This window comes from Treponema vincentii (assembly GCF_018336815.1).
Taxonomy (GTDB): domain Bacteria; phylum Spirochaetota; class Spirochaetia; order Treponematales; family Treponemataceae; genus Treponema.
Genome location: NZ_CP050497.1, coordinates 1435150 through 1453218 on the forward strand (window position 1 = coordinate 1435150; position 18069 = coordinate 1453218).

16 protein-coding genes and 2 tRNA genes are annotated in these 18069 nt (G+C 46.4%); 11 read left to right on the forward strand and 7 right to left on the reverse strand.

The window, feature by feature from the left end; translation table 11 throughout:
* Window positions 1-27: 27 nt before the first annotated feature.
* The 3 genes from GWP40_RS06485 to GWP40_RS06495 all read right to left on the reverse strand — a co-directional run bounded on the left by GWP40_RS06485 (window position 28) and on the right by GWP40_RS06495 (window position 4829).
* Entirely contained in the window at window positions 28-1725 is a 1698-nt protein-coding gene (locus tag GWP40_RS06485) for an amino acid ABC transporter ATP-binding/permease protein (protein ID WP_212564674.1), read from the reverse strand.
* Window positions 1726-3480, reverse strand: a complete 1755-nt coding sequence (locus GWP40_RS06490; protein WP_212564675.1) for an ABC transporter ATP-binding protein/permease — start codon at window positions 3478-3480, stop codon at window positions 1726-1728.
* A gap of 233 nt (window positions 3481-3713) precedes the next feature.
* On the reverse strand, window positions 3714-4829 hold the full coding sequence (locus tag GWP40_RS06495; RefSeq protein ID WP_212564676.1) for an ABC transporter ATP-binding protein: 1116 nt from the start codon (window positions 4827-4829) through the stop codon (window positions 3714-3716).
* Window positions 4830-4979: 150 nt separating this feature from the next.
* On the opposite strand from GWP40_RS06495, the gene GWP40_RS06500 reads away from it, so the two are divergent.
* The 8 genes from GWP40_RS06500 (at window position 4980) to GWP40_RS06530 (ending at window position 11180) form a co-directional block, all read left to right on the forward strand.
* Window positions 4980-5435: a hypothetical protein gene (locus GWP40_RS06500; RefSeq protein WP_212566562.1), complete on the forward strand. Its 456-nt coding sequence runs from the start codon at window positions 4980-4982 to the stop codon at window positions 5433-5435.
* Window positions 5436-5438: 3 nt separating this feature from the next.
* Complete coding sequence (locus GWP40_RS06505) at window positions 5439-6056, forward strand: DMT family transporter (protein WP_230974294.1); 618 nt, start codon at window positions 5439-5441, stop codon at window positions 6054-6056.
* A complete protein-coding gene (locus GWP40_RS12775) occupies window positions 5968-6387 on the forward strand; it encodes a DMT family transporter (protein ID WP_230974295.1) in 420 nt (139 codons plus the stop codon). The genes GWP40_RS06505 and GWP40_RS12775 overlap by 89 nt, the downstream gene beginning before the upstream one ends.
* 4 nt (window positions 6388-6391) lie before the next feature.
* Window positions 6392-7186: a hypothetical protein gene (locus GWP40_RS06510; RefSeq protein WP_212564677.1), complete on the forward strand. Its 795-nt coding sequence runs from the start codon at window positions 6392-6394 to the stop codon at window positions 7184-7186.
* Window positions 7187-7188: 2 nt separating this feature from the next.
* Window positions 7189-7725, forward strand: coding sequence for a GNAT family N-acetyltransferase (locus tag GWP40_RS06515; RefSeq protein WP_212564678.1), 537 nt, complete (start codon window positions 7189-7191; stop codon window positions 7723-7725).
* Window positions 7726-7844: 119 nt separating this feature from the next.
* Window positions 7845-8531: a LolA family protein gene (locus tag GWP40_RS06520; RefSeq protein ID WP_212564679.1), complete on the forward strand. Its 687-nt coding sequence runs from the start codon at window positions 7845-7847 to the stop codon at window positions 8529-8531.
* 17 nt (window positions 8532-8548) lie between these two features.
* Window positions 8549-9667 (forward strand): helix-turn-helix domain-containing protein, encoded by a 1119-nt coding sequence (locus GWP40_RS06525; protein WP_212564680.1) that lies wholly within the window; start codon window positions 8549-8551, stop codon window positions 9665-9667.
* Window positions 9660-11180, forward strand: coding sequence for a MiaB/RimO family radical SAM methylthiotransferase (locus GWP40_RS06530; protein WP_212564681.1), 1521 nt, complete (start codon window positions 9660-9662; stop codon window positions 11178-11180). Before GWP40_RS06525 ends, GWP40_RS06530 begins: the two co-directional genes overlap by 8 nt.
* 127 nt (window positions 11181-11307) lie before the next feature.
* On the opposite strand, the gene GWP40_RS06535 is transcribed toward GWP40_RS06530, so the two are convergent.
* Window positions 11308-11380 (reverse strand) — tRNA-Pro (locus GWP40_RS06535).
* Window positions 11381-11664: 284 nt separating this feature from the next.
* Between GWP40_RS06535 and GWP40_RS12780 the strand changes: the two genes are divergently transcribed.
* The 3 genes from GWP40_RS12780 to GWP40_RS06545 all read left to right on the forward strand — a co-directional run bounded on the left by GWP40_RS12780 (window position 11665) and on the right by GWP40_RS06545 (window position 15728).
* The gene (locus GWP40_RS12780; protein ID WP_230974296.1) at window positions 11665-13038 is read left to right on the forward strand and encodes a hypothetical protein; all 1374 of its coding nucleotides are present in this window, start codon (window positions 11665-11667) and stop codon (window positions 13036-13038) included.
* Window positions 12996-13841, forward strand: a complete 846-nt coding sequence (locus tag GWP40_RS12785; RefSeq protein WP_230974297.1) for a hypothetical protein — start codon at window positions 12996-12998, stop codon at window positions 13839-13841. The genes GWP40_RS12780 and GWP40_RS12785 overlap by 43 nt, the downstream gene beginning before the upstream one ends.
* A 579-nt stretch (window positions 13842-14420) precedes the next feature.
* On the forward strand, window positions 14421-15728 hold the full coding sequence (locus GWP40_RS06545) for an OmpA family protein (RefSeq protein WP_212564682.1): 1308 nt from the start codon (window positions 14421-14423) through the stop codon (window positions 15726-15728).
* A gap of 72 nt (window positions 15729-15800) precedes the next feature.
* On the opposite strand, the gene GWP40_RS06550 is transcribed toward GWP40_RS06545, so the two are convergent.
* From GWP40_RS06550 to GWP40_RS06560, 3 genes are all read right to left on the reverse strand, one after another.
* Window positions 15801-16517, reverse strand: coding sequence for a tRNA threonylcarbamoyladenosine dehydratase (locus GWP40_RS06550; protein WP_212566563.1), 717 nt, complete (start codon window positions 16515-16517; stop codon window positions 15801-15803).
* A 59-nt stretch (window positions 16518-16576) separates the two neighbouring features.
* Window positions 16577-17635, reverse strand: coding sequence for a phospho-N-acetylmuramoyl-pentapeptide-transferase (locus GWP40_RS06555; RefSeq protein WP_212564683.1), 1059 nt, complete (start codon window positions 17633-17635; stop codon window positions 16577-16579).
* Between the two features lie 288 nt (window positions 17636-17923).
* Window positions 17924-17996, reverse strand: a tRNA-Met gene (locus tag GWP40_RS06560).
* Window positions 17997-18069 lie beyond the last annotated feature (73 nt).

The following is an 18069-nucleotide window of genomic DNA, read 5'->3' on the forward strand; positions in this document are numbered from 1 at the left end:
TATCGCAGAATAAAGAGGCGGGGCTGTTTAAAAACCGTCTGATGCGGTTGCCGCGATATTAATAACCGTGGCGGCGATATTCAGCGTTGACTTACGGTGCGAAACGAGGACAACTGTCTTTCCGGCGCCGGATTCCTTGAGCGATTTAAGGATGATACGCTCGTTAAGGGCATCCAGATTGCTGGTAGGTTCGTCGAGAAGGAGTAGGGGAGCGTCGTGCAAAAATGCACGGGCAAGTCCGATACGCTGTTTTTCTCCGCCCGATAGGGTGTCGCCGAGTTCCCCGACCGGCGTATTATAGCCGTCTGGAAGGGTGGTAATAAAGTCGTGAATCGATGCTTTTTGTGCCGCCGCGATAACTTCTTCTTCCGACGCATCCAACTTACCGATTTTGATATTGTCGGCAATCGTGCCTTTGAAGAGCTGACTTTCCTGTGTAACGCAGGATTCCATCGCCCGCAACGCTCCGGTCGGAACGGTTTTTATGTCCTCGCCGGAGATGCGTATCGCGCCTTTTTGCACTTCCCAAAACCGCATCAGCAGTTTAAGTAGGGTAGACTTGCCCGAACCGCTTGCGCCGTGTATGCCGGTAATGCTATCTTTTTGAATGACGGCGCTGTAATCGTGCAATATCTGTTCGTTGCCGTAGCTGAAATCAATATGATCGGCTGCTGCTCCTTCAAATGAGCGCGGTTTGCCGTCAGCAGGGATTTCTTCTACGAGCGGCTGTTCTTCCAATAGGCTCAAGATACGGTCGCCGCTTGCGAGCGTTTGATGTAAATTATTGGAAAGCTGCGCAAGAGCAAGCACGGGGCCGAAAGAGGCGGTCATGCCGAGTGTTATTCCTACGGCGGCGGCAAAGTCGATGCTTCCCTGCCGGAAGAGTACAATAGAAAGAAAAAGTTGAGCAAAAGTAAAGAACAAAATGACCGTGTTCGTTTCAATACGCTGCCGTGCTTCCTGTGTACTTAGATATTCCCCGCCTTTCCCGAGATTATCCGAGCGCTGCCGCAGCTCGGTTCGAATACGTTCCCCTGCCCCGTATTGGATAATTTCTTCCAAGCCGCGCAGGGACTCAAGGACAAAGCTATTCAAATTTCCGAACTCGGTCCTAAAGGCAAGTCCCTGTTCGCTTGTCCGCTTGCCGTTGCGCAGCGGAATAATCACACCGATTGTAATATATCCTGCGAGTGCGACCGGTACTGCGATGAGGCTGCGGCTGCCGAGAAAGATCAGCATACAAAGGGATGTTACTGCTGCAATAATGATGGGGGAGATGGTATGTGCATAGAACACCTCCAACAGCTCGATGTCGGTAGTAATCAGGGAAATCAAATTCCCCTTGTCTTTGCCTTCAAGTTTCGCAGGCGCGAGTTTCCGTAATACGCTGAATACCTTATGCCGGATAATGGCCAAAAGCTTAAACGCAATATAGTGATTGCAGTATTGCTCTCCGTAGCGGAGCGCTCCCCGCAGAATCGCAAGGATGATCAATATCATCACGATGTGCTTCAGATTGAGTCCCAAGAGGGGCGTTCCGGCTGATATATGGGTAGGGAGCGCCGCGATAATTGCTTCGCCGCCGAGGATCGTGATAAAGATCGCGCATAAAAATCCGAGCACTCCTGCGGTAATTGCCAGCAGCATAACGGGAAGGAGTGGACGGACAAGGGTAATCAGCGAGTCCATTATGGTAAGGGCGCTTCTGCGTTTTGATGTATTCATTTATCGCTCCTTCTGCACTGCTTGAGTATGGGCGGTGCCGCCATACCGTTCCAGCTCCGACTGGCTTTTGTACAACGCGCAATAGCGGCCGTTTAAGGACATCAATTCGCTGTGGGTACCTTTTTCCGTAATCCGCCCGTGTTCCATAAAGTAGATGCAGTCGGTGTCTACGCTGTTTGCTAACCGGTGCGAAATAAGCAGCACCGTCTTGGTCTGTTTCAGTTCATGGATAATCTGTAATATCCGCTCTTCGCTTTCGATATCGATATTGGAAGTTGCTTCGTCAAAAATATAGACGGGGCTGTCGAAAAGGAGGGCGCGTGCCAATGCAAGCCTCTGCCGTTGCCCGCCGGAAAAATTCATACCGCCTTCCTGCAGCTCGGTATCTAAGCCTTTTTGCGTATCTAAGAAATCAGCGAGGTTTACTTTTTTGAGCGCGGCGGTCATCTCTTCAGCCGAGGCGTTCGGCTTTGCAATCCGCAAATTATCCCTGACGGTTCCCTTAAAAAGATACGCATTGTGTTTTACCACAGCAATATGCCGCATAATGCGGCGCTCATCGATGGTTTTCAGCTCATCTTGGCCGAATAGGATGCGCCCCGTATAATTTTTATGTTTACCGGAAAGGAGCGCCGCAATCGTGCTTTTGCCGCATCCGGATTCCCCTGAAAGGGCAATAAAGGAACCGTGTGGAATGGTAAGGTTGATGTCTGTAAGGATTGCCCGTTGTTCGGTATAAGAGAACGAGATGTCTTGGACGCTGATACCGGCGGCGCTGTCGATGGCGCCGTGCGCTTCCGCAGGTTCGGGTAAATCGAGAATATAAAAAAGTTTATCAGAGGCGGCCATTCCGTTCATCGCAATATGGAAAAAAGAGCCGAGCAATCTGAGGGGAATAAAAAACTCCGCCGACAAGAGGATAATGCTGAATGCCGCCGCAATCGAAATATCCCCTGCGGCAAATTGATATGCTGCGGTGATGATACCGGCAGCAGCTCCCCCGTAGGCAATTACATCCATCACGGTAATGGAGTTAAGCTGCATACTGAGCACCTTCATTGTGATACGCCGGAAATGTTCCGCTTCTCTGTCCATCTCCTCGGCTTTTGCCTCATCCGCCTGATATATTTTCAGCGTTGTCAGTCCCTGAAGGTTTTCCAAAAACCTGTCGCCGAGTCCCGCATACGCGCCCCAGTATTTACTGAGCAGCCGCTTGGCGATTTTTTGCACGGCGACAATGGAAATGGGTATCAGGGGAACACAGCCGAGGAGAATGACCGCCGCCTTAAAACTGACCGGCGCCAACACCGCAAAAAGGGTGAGCGGCGCAAGGAGACTGTAAAAAAACTGAGGCAGGTATCTACCGAAATATATTTCAAGCTGTTCGATCCCGTCAGAGGCGAGCTGTACTACTTCCGAAGTAGCGATGCTATCCCGATAGGCGGCGCCGAGTTTCAGCAGTTTCGCGTAAAGGGCATCCCGCAAGGTTGTTTTAACATCTCGTCCGGCAAGAAAGGCGTAGCGGGTTGCATATTTTGTTGCAACAGCCCGCACTGCAAGCGCCGCAACAAAAACAGCGCCAGCCGTTATCATCTCTTTTGAGGTAATCGTACCATTGAATAAGGATTCCAAAAGACGCCCGATAAAAAATACCGCCGCAATCTGTGAAACAAGGGCGATCCACTGCCACAAAACATTTAAATAAACGTAGCGCTTCGAGTGTGCTAAAAACGTAATTAATCTTTTCTTTATCATAAATGGATGGGAAATATATTATCACGCTGGGGAAAAATCGGCAAGCTTCGGGTAACAACTCAGGGTAACAACTCAGGGTAACAACTCAGGGTAACAACTCAGGGTAACAACTCCGGCTTGTTGATTAAAAAAGGAGCTGTCCAAAAAGCAGCTCACTTTTCAGACATCCCCTTTATCTCAAAAAACTGTGTAAGAGTATTCAGCAAGCCGGGTAGACCGGCGGATGCGGCATTTTATTGCTTTTGAACGTCCTCGCAGATATTTGCTTCCGTTTCGTTATCGAAGAAGCGCGCTTTTTCCATATTCGGAACAAAGTGAAGCGATTCACCGATTCCCGCTTCGACCGCGTTGAATGTACGAGCGATAATCTGCTGGTTATTTGAAGCCAGATAGAGGTGTGTTTCCGCCCCGAGCGGTTCTTTAACGGTTATCTTGAGTGTCATGCTGTTTTTAGCAGTGTCACTTTCGGCAACAAGTTGTAAATCTTCCGGCCGAATACCAAAGAATACATTTTTGCCGACGTACTTCTTTAAGTATTTTTGCTGATCTTCGGTAGGTGTCAATACAAAGGTGCCTTCGTCGATAGCGATGCCGCCGTCTTTTTCTATGACTTTAACGTTTAAGAAGTTCATGGGCGGCGAGCCGATAAAGCCTGCTACGAATTTATTCACGGGATGGTTGTAGAGATAGAGCGGCGAGCCGATTTGCTGTACCTTTCCGTCTTTCATAACAACGATTTTGTCACCCATGGTCATCGCTTCAACCTGATCGTGTGTAACGTAAATCATCGTGGCTTTTAAGCGGTTATGCAAGTCGGAAATCTCGGCGCGCATCTGAACACGGAGCTTTGCATCGAGGTTGGACAACGGTTCGTCAAATAAGAATACCTTGGGGTTACGGACAATAGCGCGTCCTACTGCGACACGCTGACGCTGTCCGCCTGAAAGTGCCTTGGGTTTACGGTCGAGCAGTTTTTCAATGTCGAGAATGCGGGCGGCTTCGTGTACGCGGCGTTCAATTTCCTGTTTATCGACTTTGCGTATCTTTAATCCGAATGCCATGTTGTCATAGACAGTCATGTGCGGATACAGCGCATAGTTTTGGAAAACCATTGCGATGTTACGATCTTTCGGAGGGACGTCGTTCATGCGTTCGCCGTCTATGTACAAATCGCCTTCGCTGATTTCTTCAAGTCCGGCTACCATACGGAGTGTCGTCGATTTACCGCAGCCGGACGGTCCGACGAATACAACAAATTCCTGATCTTCGATAACGATATTGGCATTCTCTACTGCACGGACGTTTCCATCGTAAATTTTGCCGATACCTTTCAGTTCAACTTTTGCCATTACGGCCTCCTAAAAATTATCCTATAAAGAAAAGTATACCGTCAAATTCCGCATCTGTCAAACAAAAACATTAGGCTGTCAAGGACTAAAAGTAGACGGTGTGCGGCATATTTTCAAAAGGAGCGGAGTATGCTATACTCCTCTAAGAGTATGCTTGAATTAAAACCGATTATCATAAAAGAAGAAGACGACAAGAATGATGTCTATTATACGCTGACATGGACGGCCTTAACACGTGCGGATAAATATAAGATAACGACGTCCGTTCCTGCAATTGCCGGTATGTACGAGTTGTATTATATGGATACTCACAAACGGCTTAATCTATTGGCGATTACGCATGCGTGGTATGGAGGCTTGCGGAGTAATTTGCGACAAGCAATCGATCCGTACCATACGCATGACCTTGCGATGCGTGCGCTGCTTGAAGAATCCCCACTGTATTACCGATATTCCTGCTCCGATTCGTTTGGAGATCTTTTGGATACCGTATGGTTTTTGCATAATGTGTATTTTCCTGATGATGTACGGGTGGAGCATTCGCAGCGGTATCGAAAAATTTTTTTACGAGAACAAGCTCCCGATAAAATATATTGGTTGGATTAACCTATGAGTAAGCTTACAAAAAAAGAGATTGGCGCACATATTGCGCTCTTTGTTGCGGCGCTGTTTTGGGGAACGACCTTTGTCGCAATCAGCAGTACGAATGACTATTTTCCTCCCGCCTTTTTGGTCTTTATGCGGTGCGCTATCGGAGTAGGAGTGTTGATGCTGGTTTTTATCAAACGATTAAAAAACTTGTCCCGTTCCTACGTTGTCGTATGCGCCGTTCTCGGTTTCCTTATGACAATCGGTTATCTGATGCAAAATCTTTCGATTGCCGTAGGATGCCCTCCGGGGCGTTGCGGTTTTTTGGTTGCGACTTATTGCGTTATCACTCCGTTTATTGCATGGTTCGTATGGAAGAGAAAGCCGAATATCTATCACGTTATTGCAGCAGTGCTCTGTTTGGTAGGCATCGGCTTTATTTCGATGCCGGATCTTTTAAAAGCTTCCAATGTCGGCTTAAATCTCGGCGATTTTCTTGCACTGATAGGCAGTGTGGTTTTTGCTGCTTATCTCGTGTACCTTGGCCGGTATGTCGACACCATGGATCCGATTTTGCTTACGATTGGAAATCTTTTTTTTCGGCGCTGTGTATGCAGGTTTATATACCTATTTTTTTGAAGACAGTACTAAAATCGTCTGGAATGGGCATTCCATCTTTGCAGCTCTTTATTTAGGTATCATTTGTATGTCTCTTACTAATATATTGCAGGCGATCGGTCAACGAGAGGTTGTTGCATCGACGGCGGCGCTCATCTTCTCCCTCGAATCGGTATTCGGTATTATCCTTGCTATTGTGTTCTGGCATGAGAAGGTTACAGTCTCGCTTTTAATCGGTTGTGTTCTCATTTTTATTGCGATTGTCATTTCCGAAACAAAGCTCGGCTTCCTCAAGAAAAAATTAAGCAGTAATGTGTTCAGGAAAATTTTCTCTCAGATAAAAGCTAAGTAATCCGATGACCGATAGAGAATGGCAGGCTTTTGCCGCCTTTAGAACCGACTTTAAAGCGTCATGTCGGCAATGGCTGAATCGTTGCGGCTATGAATATGCTGCACCGGATGAAGCTGTGTCATCTGTGCAAAAATCGGCGGGACAGGGGAGACTTCACCTGTTACAGCAGGCAGCTGCGGCAGAAAATAAAACCCCTGCCTACCCGCAAGAAACGCCCATCGTGTATAATCATAGCTTGGACGAAGTACAAGCGTCAGATAGGATAAAACTGATTATTATCAGCGATAATCCGGGAAAGAATGAGCAGCTGCATAAAAATCAACGCTATCTGGTGGGGCAGGCAGGGAAGGTTGCGGAAGGCTTTTTTCGCCGCAATCCCGAACTCAACATCGATTTTAGGCGAGATGTTATCATCCTCAATAAAACCCCCGTTCATACGGCAAAGACAAAGGAGCTTAATTACCTCCTCAAGCACGGCGGCGAACAATTCCGCAGCCTTTTTGAAGAAACGCAAATATGGCTTGCCGCTCATACTGCTGCCCTGCAACGTGTACTGGGGTGTCCGCTCTGGCTAGTGGGATACGGTGAATTACGAAAAAAATCTCTTTTTACCGCTTATGCGGAAGAACTGCGGCAGCAATACGGCGGCAAGCCCGATGCGCCGGTCTATGTGTTTCAGCATTTTTCAATGAATTGCTTTGCTATCGATTTTAAAAAATTGAGTGATGTGCATCGCTCTACAGAAGAAAATCTTAGGGCAATAGGTCTGCTGCACCGTAAAGAGATACTAGGTTGGTGATAATGGTAGCGAAAGGGTATAGTGTAAGAAAAGCGGAGTCGGGGGATTTGGCGGCGGTGATGCAGGTTGAACGGCAGAGCTTTGAAGAAAATATCGTTGAGGACGAAAGTGTATTTGCCGACCGCATCGTGTATGCTGTAGATTGCAATTATGTCCTTGTTAAAACCGCTACACAGTCGGTATGCGGGTACTTTACGGCTGAACTATGGGATTCGGAAAAGATTGGAACGGACGCATTTGCCTTAGGTCATTCGGTACGCGAGCGCCATCAGCCTGCAGGGACTGCGCTGTATATCTCTTCCTTTGCGTTATTGCCGGAGGTGCGCGGACAAAGCATTGCCGAAAGTTTTTTCGCAGCTTCTATAGAACGTATTGCTGCCGTTTTTCCGCAGTTGGAACGGATTATCCTGCTTGTGCATGAAGATTGGCATAAGGCTATTAGGATTTACGAAAAACAAGGCTTTATCCGTACACAGGTTTTAGACCGGTTTGCATGGTTCGGAAACAAGCTGGCTTTTATCTACGAAAAAACGATATAAGCGGATATGTCCTTTTGTAGCGTTTTGTCGCTTTTGTATTTATCGGATACTCCAAGCCGAGGTTCGAGAGAAAATTCGCAAATATTGACTTTATCGTTCATTTCTGCTTTACTAATCGGATGAAAAAAACAATCGTTTTTACTGTCGTTATATTCGGCTTTTATATAACAGCATTTTGTCAATCCATTACGACCGCGAGCGTATTTTTTGCCGGAATGTCTGAACAATACGCTGCGCTCTCCGATTACACAGCAAATCTCACCGTTTCAACCGGCTCCGGTTCAAAAGTTCAGACAATGGAAGCCACCGTCTACTTCAAACGGCCGAATCGGCTGCGCATTGATTTCACCAAACCGAACGAGCAGGTCATTCTATTCACCGGCGACACATTGACCATCTATGTTCCCTCCTATCGGATGGTTTTAAACCAGACGATAGAAAAAGATTCTTCTGCGGGTACAGCCAACCTTGCAACTCCCCAAGGCCTATCGCTGCTGAAACGCTCATACACAATTGCTTATGAAACAGGAGCAGAACCTCAGCCGTTGGAAGAAGGCTCCTCTCAGCAAGTCGTGGTACTTGCACTTAATCGCCGTTCTGCTTCGGAAACTTTTAGGAATATCCGGCTCCTTGTTTCGCCTGAAACAAAGCTGATTAGGCGAATTGAAGCATGGCCTATTTCGGGCAGCAAGATCACATTTGATTTTTCATACTATCGATTGAATACGGGCATTCCGGATTCCCGCTTTTTATATGATATACCGCCGAATGCGGATATGATGAATAATTTTTTATTTGAAGAATAACATAAGGAAAGAAATAGATGCAGGATATAGGCAATGTATTAGAAAAAGCACGCAATGAAAAACAGATAAGCCTTGAACAGGCTTCGCGGGAAACGAATATTGCCCGCCGCTATTTAGAGGCGCTTGAAACCGGTATGTATGAAGTCTTTCCCGGGGAGCCTTATGTTGTCGGGTTTTTACGGAACTATGCAGAATACTTAGGCTTAAATCCAAATGAATGTGTTACACTGTATAAACAGGCACGAATACAAGAAACAGCGGTTCCGCCTGAAACGCTGATCCCTCAAAAGTCATTCACCGTTCCACGCAGCGTATTTATCGGGATAGGAGTAGTCCTTCTTTTAATAGCAGTATTTTTTGTCGGTAGAATATTGATTACGAAAATCGATACCACGATAAAAAACAAACCGGTACAACCGGCTAAACAAACGGAGATTATAGAAAAAAAAGAGAAGGCTTCATACACCCTTTCTCAAGAAGTCTTTGAAAAACGAGTCTTTCAAGGCGATACCATTACAGTCCCTATCAATGGAAAAGATTATCAAATACAAGTTGAGAAAACAGCGCCTGAACTGTATCTTGCAACGGATATCGGAACACAAATCATTGCATTAGGTCAGAGCCTTGTGTTGGATCTGAACGGCGATGTTACCGCCGATGTGAAAATTTCAGTTGAAGATATTGATACGTCTGATGAATCGAAGGGCGCATTGGTGGAGATACTTACCACAGGTTTTTCCGAACCGGTTTCTGCAGAAGCATCCACAATAAAAATCTCCGATCAGGCAGCTCCGCCCGAATCTGCAAAGTACAAGGTACTGTTCGACGCCGGCTCAGCATATCCGGTAACTCTGAATGCAACATTCCGAAGCTATTGCCTCTTCCGCTACGAACAGGATAAAACCAATCGAGACGAACGGTACTATCAAAAATCGGAACAGCTGACCGTTCAGGCAAATAACGGTATCCGTATCTGGGCATCAAATGGAAACGCCGTTAAAATGCAAATTATTGCAGGTGGAAAAACCATCGATATAGAAGTCAGCCGTCCGGGCGAAGTCATCGTTAAGGATTTAAAATGGATCAAGGATGATGAAGCGGGACGCTATAAATTTGTGGTAATGGAAGTTGACTAAGTGGTTCTTTCTTGATCAGCATGGATGCGCTAAAAATCAAGTAGACGGAGAGCTGCTTATCGGTATCTTAACCGATAAAGGTTGGCAAAAAACTACCGAACCGGAAAACGCCGATCTCATCATTGTCAATTCGTGCGGCTTTATCGAGCCTGCAAAGCGGGAATCGATTGAAGCTGTTATCACTGCCCGCACGGCCTACCCTCAGGCAAAAATTCTACTGGCAGGCTGCTTGGCGGAACGGTATGGCGACATCTTTAAAACCGACTTTGAAGAAGCTGATGCCTTTTTTGGCAACGGCGACCTATCGCAGCTTCCCATACTTATCGACCGGCTTTTTCCGGTTCAACCCGAACTCCAGTGTGAACAGCCATTACCGGCCAAAGATCAACCGGCACAGTCTACCGAACACAGCCGCCCATTTCTTAAACCGGCGCAAGAAGGCGTATGCTGCGGTTCGCGCCCCGAACTACTCAACTTTCCCCGCTCTGCCTTTATCAAAATTACCGAAGGCTGTAATAATTGCTGCTCATTTTGCGCGATACCGCTGATACGCGGTTCAGTGAGAAGTCGCCCGCTTGACAGTATCATCAATGAAATACAGGGGTTTGTGCAGCAAGGATATAAAGAATTCAACCTCATCGGGCAAGACCTTGCAGTGTATGACGCCGCACCGCCTCTAGATAAGCTCAGCAACCGGCTTAATAGCGGATTACCCACATTGCCGACTCAACCAAAGCAGGGGCTTTCGGGATTGGCGCAGCTTTTACAGGCCATTTCCGGTATTGAAGGAAAATTCAGCATCCGGCTGCTTTACATCCACCCCGATCATTTCCCGCCGGATATACTGCCGATTATGACTGCCGATACTCGCTTTCTCCCCTACTTTGACATACCCTTTCAGTCCGGCTCCGAGCCGATTATCCGCGCGATGAACCGTTGCGGTTCTGCCGAAATCTATCTCAAGTTGATAGAAAATATCCGCGCAGCTTTCCGCACCGCGGAAAGCCCCTACGGGGAGGCGGTTATCCGTACTACTTTTTTAACCGGCTTTCCGGGAGAAACGCAAGCCGATTTTGAGCGGACGGCAGCCTTTTTGCAGGCAGCCCAGAGCCTATGGTCGGGAGCATTCGCCTATTCACAGGAAGAAGGAACCAAGGCTGCCGATATGAAAAAACAGGTACCGGCAAAAATTGCCGAACAGCGCAAGACTGCCCTTAACGAACTGCAATTAAAGATTACCGAACAAAAACTCTCTGCTTTTTGCGGGCTGGAAACGGACGTCCTTATCGAAGAGATTATCCCGCAGGAACAAAACAGCGAAGAAGAGAACACACAGGGCTGTATTGCGCTCGGACGGGCATGGTTCCAAGCGCCGGAAGTAGACGGCGCAGTGGTCGTCAATTTTTCCGAAACGCAAAAAGACAGCGAAGGGCAGCCGATAACTGCCGGCAGTCTGGTTCGGGTACGGATTACCGCCCTGCGCGGGATTGACCTCGAAGCGGACGCACTCTAAGTTTTGACCGGCTTTTTAAAGACATGATAATCCATATATAAACCTCCGACTTGACCTTTACTTGACCCATTAAAAATCAAGCAAAATTATCAGTTTTATAAGTCTATATATAGCAAGGAATAAACTATCGGGATGGAGGGATTTGAACCCCCGATCTTCTGGTCCCAAACCAGACGCCTTAGCCCCTAGGCTACATCCCGTTATGCGCATTGCCGGTAACTGAAATACGTCACGCAGTTGCTAGTAAGAATTGTAACTTTACTTAAAATAAAGTATCCTGTCAAGCGGAATGTCGCAGGATACACGCATCAGGTAAGGCAATGATTTATCATGTGGCTGTCCAAAAACTAAAAGCCTATCGGCTTTTTCTGTAGAGAAATGATTTATCATATCCGCTAACGCGGATTGCGTAACAGTTTTTGGACAGTTTCCTTCTACATTGACATTTCAAACGGAATCATCGAAAATATCTTCACGAGGTACTATGTTACTACAAAAAAATGCTGACCAACACCGGTGGAATTTTTCACGATTCGGCGGTGTTACACAGGTTCTCTTGAAGGATGCAGACGATATTACGCATCTGCGTGAACTCGACTTGAAATTATGGACGGTGCTGGCGATGCCGACACACGGGATATTTCTCGATTCTAAGACGGTTGCATTACTTGACAGTGATACGGACGGCTTTATCCGTCCGCCTGAAATTCTGGCAGCTGCCGATTGGATCGCCGCGCAACTTTCCGATCTTTCTTTATTGCTGGAAGAAGGAGATACGGTACCGCTTGTTTCAATTAAAGATGATATGCTTCGCTCCAGTGCCCGTTGGTTACTGGATCACATCAAAAAGAATGATGCGCAGGAAATTTCGATAGCAGATATAGAAACGCAAAAAAAATTTTTTGATGCCCATACACCGGATTGCAATGCACCGATACCGGTCGATGCTTCCGATGATGACAAACTAAAACAGATCATCAATAGTGCGGTGGCCTCCTCTATTGCAAACGGTGCGCTTGAGGACGGGTTGCAGCAACGCATCCAACAAGATCTGATAACCGATGCGCAACTCTTTTTAGCATGGCAAACGTCTTTAGAAGAAGAAGGTATCTTGCCCCTCGATTTGGAGCGTACGCAAAAAGCAGCGGCAGCGCTTACCGCTATAAAAGAAAAGGCAGAGGATTATTTTCTTCGCTGTAAATTAACCGAATATGATCCCGATAAAGCAGCGGCCTTATCCGCCGATGAACAGGCATTCCAACAACTTGCAGCGGAGGTTATCCGTTGCACTAATGAAACGCTCAATTCCCTGCCGCTTGCTTCCGCTGTTGCCGATAAGCCGCTGCCGCTGTTGAAAGGTGTAAATCCCGCATGGAAGAAACAGCTTCAATCTTTTGCAGACAATGCTGTCATCCCGCTGCTCGGCCAAAAGGAATGTATTACGCAGGATGAATTCGCCCTTATCGTACAGAAACTGACACCGTATCAAGAACGCTTAAACAGCAAACCGACATCTTCGGTAGCATTGCTCGATCGTTCATTCTTGCAAGCGCTCGTAAACGGTGAAAAGCAAGGAGAGGTTTCTTCATTTATTCGGTATGCACTAACCATCGAAAAAGAACGAGGAAACTTATCCAATTTGGAAAAGCTGATACTTCTCCGCCGTGATTTTGTTACAGTGCTGAAAAACTATATCAGCTTCAGCGATTTTTTTATGAGGGCAAAGGCTCCGTCTTTCAAGCCGGTGCATTGTATTTTGATGCACGCGCAGCAGATTTATGCTTTGAGCTTAACAGCGATGCTCGTCATGCAACGTTGGATACGCTTTCCGGCGCCTATTTGGTATACTGCGACATAAGTCGAAAAGGAGAATCAGGCAAAAAGATTGTTGCCTTGTTTACAAACGGAGATAGCGAAAATATTGTAGTCGGAAGAAACGGTATCTTCTACGATCGCGCCGGAAAAGACTGGAATGCGGTTGTTACAAAGGTTATTGCTAACCCGATTAGTGTCAGGCAAGCATTTTTTATGCCGTACAAGCAACTCGCTGCAATGATTGAGACCCAAATTGCAGCGCGGGCTGCAGCGGGCGAAGCAAAATCTGCCGATTTACTTTCCAAGGCAGCAGCCACCGTTACGACCGCCGACAAGCAAGCTGCCGCAAGTACCTCTCCAGCACCTGTCGCACCGATAGGTGTAAAAAAACTCGACTTAGGAACCATTGCCTTGATCGGTACTGCGTTAGGCGGTATATCAGCCTTAATCGGCAGCATTCTGCAAGCCTTATTCGGCTTAGGTTTTTGGGTTCCGCTCGGTCTTATCGGAATTTTGCTCTGTATTTCCGGCCCGTCGATGATTTTAGCCTCGATGAAATTGCGAAAACGCAGTATCGCGCCGATTCTTGAAGCAAACGGATGGGCGGTAAATATCCGCACGCGAATCAACATTCCGTTCGGAACTCAACTTACCAAACTCGCTACTATTCCGTTCGGCAGCATCGTTGTTCCCGTCGATCCCTTTGCCGATAAGAAAAACGGACGGAAAGCTTTGTTTATCATACTCGGTATTCTGATCGTAGGAGGCGCAGCTTTCTGCTTTATAAAATTCGGTCTACACCTTAATTTTTCGGACATACCGACTTATTTGAAAAATCTTCACTAGGTAAACCTCTAAAAGCTGATTCGCAATCCGCGTTAGCGGATATGATAAATCATTTCCTTACAGAACAAGCCATTAGGCTTGATTCGCAATCCGCGTTAGCGGATATGATAAATCATTTCCTTACAGAACAAGCCATTAGGCTTGATTCGCAATCCGCGTTAGCGGATATGATAAATCATTTCCTTACAGAACAAGCCGTTAGGCTTGATTCGCAATCCGCGTTAGCGGATATGATAAACCATTTCCTTACAGAACAAGCCGTTAGGCTTGATTCGCAATCCGCGTTAGCGGATATGATAAACCATTTCCTTACAGAACAAGCCGTTAGGCTTGATTCGCAATCCGCGTTAGCGGATATGATAAACCATTTCCTTACAGGTTTATTCATTATCTGGAGAGGGAAGGAAAAAAAAGAAAAAACCCTGTAGGCAAAAGGAGGAAAAAATCCTACAGGGCAACTGTAAAGGAGGTACATTGAATACTCTCTTGATAGTACGTATCGCAATATACACCACTTAAACAGACGAAAAAAGAAAGGTTACATATTTACAAAAAATTATGAAAATATTAGGGTACGGTATGCTATTACTTTTTTCTTTTTCCAATACTATGATGAATATGTTAAAGAATCTCTCAAAGATGCAATTTCAGCGCTTTCTATTTTTAGGAATTTCTTTTACGTTCAGTGCATTCTCTCCGCTGCATGCCGAAATCTTCCGTTTCAACTTCAGGGATGGTGATACTTACCGGATTAATTCTACGGTTACCGAAGACGTATACTTGAATGGACGGTTTGCACATCAGGCTTATATTATCAATCGCGTTACTGTGGAAGTTTCGGATGTTCAACCGGCATCAAACGGCAAGCCTTCTTCTGCGCTTCATACCTGTACTTTTATGACGAGCGAGCAAAACAGCAACCGGACGTTCTCGTGGGGACGCGAATATCCGAGCGTATTCCGCAGAGACGAGTTTGGTATTTATGCTATTGGCGAGCAGTATTTTATGCCGGTGGTTCGAGATGTTCCGGTTTTTCCTCAGTATGATGTAAAAAAAGGTGAAAGCTGGCGGCATTCTGCAAGCGAAGCGCACGACCTGCGGGATAACTTTAACATTCAAAAACCGTTTGTCGTTCCCATCGATGTTACGTATACATACCAAGGGCCTACCCAGCGTGAAGGAAAAACCTATCAATTAATAGAAGTAAATTATGACCTTTATTATGATATTCCGATAAAAAATATCCAAAATAAAAGAAACGGAAATACAACGCTGCCGATGCTCTATCCCGTCCGTACGATGGGGTATTCAAAACAGCGGCTGTATTGGGATAATGATGCAGGAATCCTTCCCTATTATGATGAAGTATTTACCATAATGATGGAGCTAAACACCGGAGCAGTGATAGAATACCGCGGTAGTGCAAAGGCGGAAATAACCGCGTTACAACGTATGGATAAAGAAGAAATAGCAGGAATACTAGATAAAAATATCCGTGACATGGGCATTGCGAATACGACCGTAGAAAAAACCGATGAGGGCATTACCATCAGTCTTGAAAATATTCAATTTGAAGCCGATTCAGCGCGTCTCCTTCCGGCCGAAAAAGAAAAGATTAAAAAAATAGGGAAACTTTTAAGCAAGTATCCCGACTATGAACTGTTGATTTCGGGGCATACCGCGTTGGCAGGCAAAGCCGAAGACCGGCAAATCTTATCCGAGCAGCGTGCAGCAGCGGTTGCAAATTATCTGGTAGAACTCGGTGTAAGGGAGCAGCACCATATTTTTACCCGCGGCTTCGGTGCGGAAAAGCCGATTGCGCCTAACACCACGGAAGCGAACATGGCGCGGAATCGGCGTGTTGAAATCACCGTGCTGGAAAAGTAACTGATAAACCTATTCGGAAACGCAGTTATCGAACAGGCCGAATGTACCGATATTTCCCGCACCGCATGGGATTTAGTATCGGAGTATCTGATTGAGTAAATCGCCTGCAAGCAAAATACCGACAGCAGCGGGTACCCATGAAACCGAGCTTGGCGGACGGCTGCGGACAGCGGGAACTTCCTTGGAATACAGTACCCGCAGCTTTTTTACGCCCCGCTTTTTTAAAAGACCGCGCATGGTTTTACAGAGGGGGCAAACGGCGGTATCGTAAATATCAGCAAATTGAAATAAATCCGCGCGGAGCTTATTCCCGCAACCCATCGCCGCTACGATTGGGATGCTGCGATTTTCTGCCTCTGCCGCCAGTGCGACTTTAAGCGAAATCGTATCAACCGCATCGACAACACAATCGATGTCAGATAAAAAAGGTAAGAAAGAAAGGAATCCGTCCGCATCGGGGAGAATATGCTGCACAATCTGATGAACCGTACACGCTGGGTTTATGTCGGTGATACGTGCGGCAGCTGCGGCAGTTTTGTACTGTCCGATGGTGGAATGGAGTGCATAGAGTTGCCGGTTAAGGTTTGAAGGAGTTACCGTATCGCCGTCGATTAAGTACAGCGTCCCGACACCTGCGCGGGCAAGGGCTTCGACCGTGTACCCGCCAACGCCGCCGATACCGAATACCGCAATCCGCAGCTTACGGAGCAGCTCAACGCCTTCCGTTCCGATAAGCGCTTTACTCCGGATAAACAGTGGCCCATGCTCATCCTGCACAGCTGTGCTGATATTGTGTACATCGTATGAGCTGCACACAGCGCTCTTGCTATCAGGTTCAGACACAGAGATTAGCGAATTTTAAAGAGGACTGCAAATACGGCAAGCGTAATGAGCAGCTGTAAAATGAGGAATTTTATCAATACCTGCGTCGATGACCATTGAAGATTTTTCCGCATGTGGTCATGGAGCGGGAATCGGATATTCCTAAAAATACGGATATGGAAAAAGCGCAATAACGCTACTTTAACGAGACCTGTGCCGCCGTTCAGTAGAATCATCCCGCTGGTCATTAACAGCAAGAAAGGATTGCCCGAAATAATGACCAACACGCCGATAAAAAAGCCGAGGGCGCGGGAACCGGCATCTCCCATCATCACCTTACTCGGATATGCGTTATGCCACAGGTATCCCATCAGCACGCCGGAAAGGCTAAAGCAGATAAGCGCCCACTGTGCGCCGTCTATCCGATGCGGAATGAGCAGGTATTCCGAAACTTTTACGTTCCCGATAATAAAATAGAAAACCATACCGAGCGAAATAAGCGCCATCAAAATGAGCGTGCCGGAAAGACCATCCACCCCGTCGGTACAGTTCGTCGTATTGATGGAAAACCATAAAATTAAAACCGAAACGGTAAAAAACACGGCGGGATGCACGGCGATACTTTGACTCATAAACGGAATCCAGTAAAAAATGGAATCATCGAAATACCAATGAAAGAGCACCGCTGTGGTAATCAGCGACAACACTAAATCCAACGCACCTTTCCGGTATTCTCCCCACGGATTAACCGACCGATCGTCAAGGTAACCGGTAAGCATTACCAACCATGTTAAAACCAGTACGGCGATTTGCGTACCCGAAGGAATAATCAGCAGAAAAATCATCACGACAAAAATCGTAATAAACACAACGCCGCCGCCGGTCGGTTTACCCTTTGCAGCCTCAGGAGCAATACCGAATTCCTTTCCCCTGTCTTTCGGTAAACGCGCATAAAAGCGCGGTAAAATAAATACCGTTAAAAAAAAGCCTACGTAAAATGCAATCGAAATAAGTACAAGATATGACTGTAAAAGCCGCATGGGGCCGTAAAATGAAGAAAGGAGCCCCGACAAATAAAAAAGCATTGAAACAGTATATACAGCCCGTATAAAAAAAACAACCCTTCATATTATTCATGGGTAATGTGTCATGGCGTTAAGTAACATACAGAAAAAATGAACAGGAATTATCACGGTCAGAGCAGACGATACAGCACGGAACGGTGCAGGGATTAGTACGATGAAAATACACCTATTATTTTTGCTTGCGTTTAGCGTACTGTGAGAAATAAAGCGGAAATATGAACACCAATACTGTAACAGAAAGATTTATCTTGCCTTTCGGCGATACTTCGGTGTAAATGTAAAAGGAGTTAGCGGCAATAGGGCTTGAACCTATGACCTAACGGATATGAGCCGTTTGCTCTACCAACTGAGCTATACCGCCGTAAAAATACTTGAAGACTATAGCGCAAAATAAAATCTTTGTCAATTACCCTTAAAATTTTACTTTACCTAAA